This window comes from Coprobacter sp. (assembly GCF_982436375.1).
This window is the reverse complement of record NZ_CEWDCG010000134.1, coordinates 1-8,625: the sequence shown is the minus strand read 5'-3', so window position 1 is coordinate 8,625 and position 8,625 is coordinate 1. Positions and strand designations below refer to the sequence as shown.

The following is an 8,625-nucleotide window of genomic DNA, read 5'->3' as shown; positions in this document are numbered from 1 at the left end:
CTTAAATATTCTCCCATAAAGATATAAACCACACCTTAAAAATAAATAAGATATCCGCTTATCCCGAATAAACCGCATTTATAACATAACTAAAAATAATATGAATTTAAACAAAAAAATCTTATCATTGCTATCTCTCATAACGATAAGCAGCTATGGACAACTTGACAAATCCCATAATCGAATATGTATAGGTGATAGTCTGATAAAGCAACAAATAGAATATGTCGATCCCGGAAAACCCGGGAAAAATATCATTTGGGATCTCAGCCAAGCACAAGTTATAAGAGAGGAATATCCGATAATATACTCCTCTCCGAAATTAATCGAAGATTCTATATACGTCATCGGAAATGACACAATACTCAAACGATATGTACCCAATACCGAATATTTTATCAAAAAAGAATACGGAACTATGTATTATTATCAATTCAAAAACGATACAATATCTCTAATCGGACATGAAAATCCCACTGTCAGGCTCAGATATACCGAACCGTTAATGGAATGCGTATTCCCGCTAAACTATAATGACGAATTCTTGTCTCCTTATCTTTTAGAAGGAGTCTATTCTAACTCATCAAAAATATTATCTTCAGGTAATATAAAAATAAAAGCCGACGCTTACGGAAAAATAATACTTCCTGAAGGGGACACGATCTCTCCGGTTCTACGCGTAAAAACGACACAGACAATATGTCGATCCATGCGTTCCTCCATATACAAAGATTCTATACGACCCAATGTCCAAGACAAAGTCATCGAGACGTATAAATGGTATGCCAAAGGATATCGATATCCGGTATTCGAAACTGTGCACAACATCATAAACGATACACTTTTTTTCGGGACATCCTTTCTCTTCCCACCACGGCAACATACTTATACCGATATAAAGGACATAACACGTTCCGATTCATTAAATCGGTCATGGGATATCGATAAGAAAAACAAATCAAAGAACAAGGATTCTGAAACATACCAAGACGGTATCGGAAGAGATATGTCGGAAAGAAATTATGAGGTTTTTCCCAATCCTACAGATTCTTATCTAAACATAAAATATGCTATTACAAAGCCTTCAAGAATAAATATCAGCTTATACACAGAAGACGGCAGATTGGCATTAAAAATAGAAAAAGATCTATCTGCATCCGGCTCATATTCTGAAATTATAGATTTCAGAGACTTTATCAAAGGCAATTATCTTTTACAGATTACAGAGAATAAAAGGATAATATTCAGTAAAAAAGTAATTAAAAAATAATATACAATGAGAAAACAATATAATATCGTTGCAGCTTTATCCCTATTCTGCTCCATAAATGCATCCGCCCAATTTTCGGCATCATATCCTAATCATGACGGTTCTTATGTATCTTCTACCTTTTTTAATCAATATCCGGATTTATTCAACACTTTAGTAGAAAAACCTAAAGCTGCTGAATTATTTAAATTCCCAGAACCTGACATTTCTTATGCCACAGGAAAAATAAATCTACAAATACCGATTTACACAATGGACTTACAACTTTTGACTCTACCATTGACCTTGCAATATAATTCCTCAGGTATCAGAATACAAGACAAACCGGGAGTCGCAGGATACGGATGGAACTTTACAAACATGAAAATTACTCGGGAAATCAATAGCAAAGACGATCTCAAATATCCCGTATACCCTGACGATATAAAGAACCTCGAACACATAAAAGACGAAAATGAACGATATTTCGAGCAGGCGGCTCTCTCGGCAACAGGTTCGAGTCCTAAACTCAAAGATGGGCAATATGATATCTTTACGATCGATCTGCCCCATATAAATGCCAATTTCATATTACATTATGAGAACGGGCGATATGAACCCCGGTTTCTAAAAGAGCAACCTTTACATATAGAGTTGTTAATCACATACAGCCAATCAAAAAACTCGCTACACGGTATCCGAGTAACTGATGATAACGGAGTACAATATCTGTTCGGAACAGACGAACCGGTCGAAAATTCCAGTTCCATAAAATGGTTGCTTAACCGGATTACCCTGCCAAGCGGGGCAAAGGTCGATTTTACTTATATAGATCATAAGGAATATCAAAATTTCAGACCGATGTATCATACAGTCACAAACTATACAGGATTCACCATTGCAAACCATTTTATCAGCAACAAATATGACCTGCATTTACTAAGAGGAGATTACGACTCCGCATTCGATGAAAAATATGATCTTCCACAGAATAAAGCTGTAATAGAAAAAATAAAACAAGATAATAAAGGATATGATACTTACATTTCTAAAGAACCGATAAGAGAATCTTTGCTTTCGACAATAGAGACTATTGACTGCAAAATAGTGATACAATATAATGAAACGCCCAACACTTTTATTTCAGACGATGGTATTCCCGTTTCCTATATCCGGAGAACCTTTAAAAACATAGAGGTCTTTAGTAAAACATCGAATACACAAGAAAGCCTGGAAAAAATCGAATTCGATATTACAGATGATTTTCTTAATAGCATACAATCAAGAAAAGGCACATTCAAGTTCCAATATGACAGAAGGGATAAAAATTTCACAACTGAAGAATTCGAAAAAGCTATCGATTGGTGGGGATATTGCAACGGTAAAATGAATGATTCAAGCCTTCCGTTCGACTATACCCTCAACGATCACAGCGAACGGCGGCAACCGGATTCTCTATACACTCAAATCCGTTCTTTGAAAAAAATAATATATCCGACAGGTGGATACATGAAAATCAATTACGGGACTCACGAATTCGAGAAATCTGACCCGACAGATATGTCTTACGGTGCCGGCTTACGAATCAACTCTCTCGAAATATACGATCCGCTATCCGCAAAAAAAATCACCAAACATTACCGATATGAATCTCCGAGATACATATCCAGAAAGACTCTTTCCAGTCACGTTCCTTATATCCCGATAAGTTCAGCCGATTTCATTACATATTCCGAAACCGCACTGTCTGCAGGCAAGGATGTCACCTATTATTACCCTCCCTCATATCAAGGAATTGAAAAACAAGGAGTACATGCCTTTGATGTGATAATAGAATCAGCAACATATTTCACCTTTCCCAACACAAAAGATTTTCATGTATCCATCCCTGTCTATTACAAAAAAGTAACCGAATATACCGAATTCGGCAAAACCGAATACACTTTCGATTATGAACCTTATACGATGAGTCCGCAAATCTACTCAGGCATTCAAGACAACTCTTCTATCTACACTTGTCCCCAATTATTGACTCAACGAGAATATAAAAAAGACAACGACGGATATACACTTATCAAATCCGTAGAAAACAGATACCAGTCGAATATAGAGTCACTCCCCGGAGTAGAAATCGGTATTTCCGGCAGATATGTATCTACCGTTGCAGGGAAAGAAAAAATCGGATCATGGACAGACCAAAGCGCAAGTCTCTTTGTACAAAGTAAATCTTTGGGGAAAGGGTACTCTCATCTAATATCGACCACTATAAAAGAATATTTCGACGGAGACTCCATCGAAACAAAAAAAGAATTTACCTATGATCCTGAACGTCCTTATAACATCATCAGTGAAAAAACTACACCGAAAAACGAGGAAATAATCAAAAACATGTACTACTCGAATAACGTACTTCCCGAAAATAACGGAGCAGAAGGAAAGAACGAATTGCCTGACAACTGTTACAAGACGGCCGTCATACAACAAACCATAAGCCGGAATAACACGACAATAAGCAGCACGTTAAATCTTTACACACAGGTAAGGACCAATCTTTACCGCCCCTACAAACAGTATGTTCTCAATAAAGACAATATCATGGAAAAGAAGACCGAGTGTCTGTTATTCGATACTTTCGGAAATCCGATATACACAATAACCGATAAAGAAAACCAATCGGTATATATCTGGAGTTACAGAGGCAGATACATGATAGCAAAAATCGAAAATGCCGACTATAATACAGTTTTTGCAGCTCTCAGAATTGCAATACCCATCTTATCCGTGAAAACAGAACCGTCCGAATCGGACTGGTCTGCCATAAACAAACTGAGAACAACCCCCTCTCTAAAAAACGCACGAATAACGACATATAAATATAAACCATTAACCGGTGTAACGGAAATCACCGATTCCAAAGGAGTATCGACCTACTACTCTTATGACGATCATGGCCGCCTGTCCGAAATTTATACATTAGAAAACGGAGAAAAGAAACTCTTACAAGATATGGAATATAAATATTACAATGAATGAACCGCATTATGAAAATCTATAAAACATTACTGCTGACAGGGGTGTTTCTATCTTCTTTCGCCTCTATCTTTTCACAAGAAGAAATATACGAGCAAGGCGCATCATGTCCCATAGTCACAAACCGATACAGCCTTCAAAACAGTTCTACCCCGATAACCGGATATCCAACCTCAGGTTATCACACGGCAAATGATATCGTCGTGATGTTTTTCTGGGCTTCATGGTGCGGTCCTTGCAGGATAATGGAGCCTGAAATGAGAGAAATAGCCGATGAATTAAACCATAAACGAATAAATTACGTTTATATAGATGTCGATAAGTACCCTACAACTGCCGAAGAATATAGTATTACAAGCATACCCAATATACTCATTTTCAGACAAGGGGAATTGATAAACGACATCAAAGGTAAATACGACAAAGAAAAGATGAAATCTATTATATTGTACTCGTTAATCTCGATTCCGACGGAACCTGAAATTCCTGATCCGGACCTTACTCAACAGAACAACTATATACGTACCCGAAGCTACCGATATACACCGACAATGCCTTATATTGAAAAAACCGAATATTTCGACGGATTGGGACGTCTTACAGAAGAAAATCTTCACAGTGTCACACCTTCCGGGAAAGATATAGTCGCATTGTACGAATATGACGCTTTAAACAGAGCGTCAAATATATGGCTACCCGGCATATCATCCGGCAACGGTGCATTCGTCCCGATACAGCAACTCAAAACATCCGTTATCGGATCGGATATATACGGAAACGATACGTACCCCTACTCCACCCGAATTTACGAAAATGCTCTATCCGAGCAAATATCTGAAGACTATGGTCCCGGTATTGCATGGAGACAAAACGGCAGGTGCATACATACAGAATATCGGCTTAACTCCACGTCAGACAACTGTATTTTATACAAGATCACTGTCAAGGCTGATGAAACAATCGTCCTTCGTGCCGACAAAAAATATCCGGAAAATCAACTTTATGTAAAAAAAATGACAGACGAGGATGGAAATGTACTGTATGAATTCTCCAACCAGCTGAATCAGGTCATCATGACCCGACAGATCGACAAATCGATAAATCACGATACCTACTATATATATGATAACTATGGAAAACTACGCATCGTATTACCGCCTATCGCTTCTGAAAAACTTTCGGATATAAATAATTACCCCGAAACAAACCCCGACATAAATAATTACGCTTATTTATACCGGTATGACGCACGAAACAGATGTATTGCCAAAAAGATACCGGGAGCAGACTGGATTTACTATATACACGATACCGCTGATAGAATTATCTTGAGTCAGAACGGAGAACAGCGTGAACGAGGCGAATGGTCTTTTTCAATACCTGACGGACTGGGACGTGCGGTTATCGAAGGAATCTGCCATAACACCATAGATTACAAACAAAACCCGATAAAGGATATTTATGTAAAAGCGACATACAACGGTAATCCGCAATATGCAGGATACTCCATTTCCGGGTTTTCTCCCGATGCAGGATATCGGATAACCAACGTCAATTATTACGATAATTATGATTTTATACCAGACCTGATCCCATCACCTGAAAAATACGGATACGACTCTGTCGATGGGTATGATACCCGATATACCGATTATAAAGATTTATTGACCGGAACAGCAACGGCAATACTCGACGAGAGAGAAAACACAACCTATCTGTACTCGGTTTTTTATTATGACAAAAAAGGCAGAATGATACAGAGCAAGTCGGACAACCACCTCGGAGGAACAGAAAAAGAATATACTGCCTATAATTTTATCGACCAACCGGTAACGAGAAAAAAGATACATGCTCTAAATGGTAATACGGTTATGGAAGAATACGGTTATTTTTACGACCATGCCGACAGATTGATAAAAACCACTCATAAGCTAAATAATAACCCGGTCATTACTATTTCCGAAAATACTTATGATGAAACAGGCCGTCTATCGACAAACACGAGGGGGAACAACGCCCTTCTGAAATCTTCTTACTCATACAATATCCGGTCCTGGATCACCCAAATTAGCGGGAACTTGTTTTCTCAACAATTGTTTTATGAAAATCCTATGCCTCAAGGGAGCGCCATATACGGTGGAAATATTTCGGGAATAAGCTGGACAACGAACAATATAACCCGCAATTATCGATTCTCGTATGATGGATTATCTCGGATTACAAAAGCCGATTATTCCGGTCCGGGAAATTTCTATTCATCTTATCAATACGATAAACACGGGAATATTACCAAACTGTCCCGTTTCGGAAATACAGATTCGGGTAATTACGGTATTACAGATCTGGTATCGTTTTATTATAACGGAAATCAACTGAAAAAAGCGGATGATGCGGCTATCCAAATATTCAACAATCTCTCTGCCGATTTTAAAAATTATGCCGATGCGGATGTAGAATACTCTTATAATAAAAACGGTGCGCTCACAAAAGATTTAAACAAAGGTATTACCGATATTCAATATAATTTATTAAATTTACCTTCGGAAATAAATATAAGTACTCCGTTTACCGTCGGATGCACGAAATATCTGTATGCGGCAAACGGGATGAAACTTCGGGTATCTCATAACAACGATCCCGGACTGTTAAACATACCGCTGATGGGAACTGACCAATATTACCGCTCGAATCTATCCGATGGATCGGTTACCGATTTTGTCGGAAACTTAGTGTATGAGGACAATACGTTGAAACGGATATTGATCGATGGAGGATATATCGAAAATAGTACTTACTATTTTTTCCTGACCGATCATTTGGGAAGCATCCGTGTCGTTGCAGACGCTTCGGGATCGGTCGTGCAAAGAAACCACTTCTACCCTTTCGGGTTGTCTTTTGCCGACAACGAGAATCCGGAAACTCAGCCCTACAAGTTTAACGGTAAAGAGCTCGATCTTTTTCACGGATTGAACTGGTATGACTATCTCGCTCGCGGAATGGACCCGGCTGCAGGAAGGTTTACTGCCATTGATCCTCTCTGCGAGAAATATTTTGCATTATCTCCATACGTGTTCTGCGCAAATAATCCGGTTAACTATATTGATCCTGACGGAATGGATTGGTTTCGCACTAAAGATAATAGTGTGCAATATGATCCTAATATAAAAAAGAATTCTAAGCTGGAAGATGGATATACTTATTTGGGAGAAACCTATCAGATTACAGATAATAACGGTAATATTTTGGAAAATTATAGAGCAGATGGCAGTATTGTTTATAAAAAAGAAAAAAGTGCCTATGAACGCATGATATTACAATCTCAAAGAACAGGTAATGAAAGTATGGCTATACTGACAAATAAAAATGTTATAGTAATGCCGGACTATAAAAACGATAGTCACGAGATTAATTTATCCGATTATGGATATAGCATAAATAATGGAAATATCATCGATGCTAATAGAAATAAATATAATACTATAGCTACTGTTCATACCCACCCCGATGGCTCTCCTCCCAGCACTCATGATATTTATAGTTACGGAGATTTAGGATTCGCAGCATATTCAACACCGTATAAACCGGTATATGTCTTACAAATGAGGAAAAACCAAATTAGTTTTGTTGTTTCAACGCCAAATAATAAAACGAAGAATGATTTCGTTTGGGGATCTCTTTTTTTAACGAATGAATATCCCCGAGCAAACATAAGAAATTTACTAAAAGGGAATTTCAGCCTAATACAATATACTAAAAGCAACAACTTTATAAAATCATTAAATTCCAAATAATTATGAAGATAATATATGCCTGTTTGATTACTGTTCTTATTTTTTTTCTATCTTGTTCTCTGCCAAAGGAACAGAACAAAAATATCGTATATCCCAAAGAGAGGATAAAGGGTGTTCTATATTCTTTTATTCAGGAAAACAAACAGGATAATTTCAGATATGAAATGTTTATCAATAAAATATATCCTAATGATTTCAATATAATATTGTATGCCGGTGAAGGTTCTTTAAACGGTGAAAACCGCATACAATCGGACAAGACTCCCAATGTATATACCGAAATAGACGGCAACAAGATATATATTTACTCCGGCTCAGAATATTTTTTCAGAAACACCCTAAAGAAAAAAGAAAAGGGTTCAATAAAAAACGATAAAAAAGCGGTTTTCTGGGCAATCAGAGATAGTTCTGAAATACTCTCAGTAAAAAAAAACATAGCTGACCCCATCAATTTCTTCTATACAGATAGTATTTTTATCTTTAATTAAATTTCACGAAATGAAAAGGATTCTTATAACGTTCATGATCATCATCATGCCTTTATCTTGTTCAAAG

General features: G+C 37.2%; 4 protein-coding genes. All 4 read left to right on the top strand.

The genetic code is table 11. The features are described from left to right. Positions 1-100: 100 nt before the first annotated feature. The 4 genes from AC1WHX_RS08350 to AC1WHX_RS08335 are packed head-to-tail and all read left to right on the top strand — an operon-like array spanning position 101 to position 8,558. On the top strand, positions 101-1,270 hold the full coding sequence (locus tag AC1WHX_RS08350) for a T9SS type A sorting domain-containing protein (RefSeq protein WP_303117332.1): 1,170 nt from the start codon (positions 101-103) through the stop codon (positions 1,268-1,270). A 6-nt stretch (positions 1,271-1,276) separates the two neighbouring features. Next, positions 1,277-4,282: a hypothetical protein gene (locus AC1WHX_RS08345; RefSeq protein ID WP_303117329.1), complete on the top strand. Its 3,006-nt coding sequence runs from the start codon at positions 1,277-1,279 to the stop codon at positions 4,280-4,282. Between the two features lie 8 nt (positions 4,283-4,290). Beyond that, a complete protein-coding gene (locus tag AC1WHX_RS08340; protein ID WP_481229137.1) occupies positions 4,291-8,070 on the top strand; it encodes a DUF6443 domain-containing protein in 3,780 nt (1,259 codons plus the stop codon). 2 nt (positions 8,071-8,072) lie between these two features. Further along, entirely contained in the window at positions 8,073-8,558 is a 486-nt protein-coding gene (locus AC1WHX_RS08335; RefSeq protein ID WP_481229136.1) for a hypothetical protein, read from the top strand. Positions 8,559-8,625: the final 67 nt, after the last annotated feature.

Bases quoted from the DNA above. Each gene is read 5' to 3' on its own strand.
- AC1WHX_RS08350 (WP_303117332.1), top strand. From the start codon at position 101: ATGAATTTAAACAAAAAAATCTTATCATTGCTATCTCTCATAACGATA.
- AC1WHX_RS08345 (WP_303117329.1), top strand. From the start codon at position 1,277: ATGAGAAAACAATATAATATCGTTGCAGCTTTATCCCTATTCTGCTCC.
- AC1WHX_RS08340 (WP_481229137.1), top strand. From the start codon at position 4,291: ATGAAAATCTATAAAACATTACTGCTGACAGGGGTGTTTCTATCTTCT.
- AC1WHX_RS08335 (WP_481229136.1), top strand. From the start codon at position 8,073: ATGAAGATAATATATGCCTGTTTGATTACTGTTCTTATTTTTTTTCTA.